The organism is Pseudonocardia halophobica, from assembly GCF_027922425.1.
GTDB classification, from domain to species: Bacteria; Actinomycetota; Actinomycetes; order Mycobacteriales; family Pseudonocardiaceae; genus Pseudonocardia; species Pseudonocardia halophobica.
Window position 1 is genome coordinate 1 of the sequence record NZ_BSFQ01000183.1, and the last position, 792, is coordinate 792.

The 792-nt window shown below is 66.9% G+C and carries 1 protein-coding gene; it reads left to right on the forward strand.

All coding sequences use genetic code 11. From position 1 onward, the window contains the following. Positions 1–182: 182 nt before the first annotated feature. Positions 183–792: enoyl-CoA hydratase/isomerase family protein (locus PKE99_RS38030; RefSeq protein WP_271215097.1), on the forward strand; the 610-nt coding region annotated here is incomplete at its 3' end.

Consider the following 792-nt stretch of genomic DNA (forward strand, 5'->3'; position numbering starts at 1 on the left):
CTTGTCAGCGGCACGGCCTTGCCTCCGAGGCCGTTACAGCTCGGTCGGGCCCAGGCAGCTGCTCCATCCGCCCACCCGCTGACGGAATATGACTGACGGGTTAGTAGGCGTTGACAACGCCTCCGCAACGGCGGATACGATCTGGACCGACGCGCCTGCCTGCGACCTGGATGAGATGAGCGATGAACGACTTGACGAAGGAGGTCGGCGTGCAGAAGTTTGAGTTCATCGACTTCGCCGCCGAGGGCACGATCGGGTCGGTCTGGCTCGACAGACCCCCCGTGAACGCGGTGAACGGGACGATGTACCTGGAGATCAAGCGGTTCTTCGACGGCGTCGAAACCCACTTGCCGGACGCTCGGGTGATCGTGCTCGGTGGCAGGGGCAAGCACTTCTGCGGCGGTAACGACCTCGCCGAGTTCCAGACGATGACCCCCGAGAACGCCGGCGAGCGGATGCGGCTGGTGCGCGGGGCGTTCTGGGCCATCTACGACTGCCCTGTGCCGGTGATCGCTGCGGTGCACGGTGTCGTGGTGGGCACCGGCCTCGCCATCGCGGCGTCCTGCGACTTCGTCGTCGCGGCGGAAGGGGCTCGGTTCGCTCTTCCCGAAGTGAACGTCGGCGTGATGGGGGGCGCCAAGCATCTGTCGCGGCTGGTACCTCAGGGTGTCGTCCGCCGGCTCCATCTGCAGGGCGACCTGGTGCCCGCGGAAGAGCTGCTGCCCTACGGAGGCATCTGCGAGATCGTACCCGCGGACCAGCTGGACGCGGCGGCCCGAGAGCTCGCCCGTT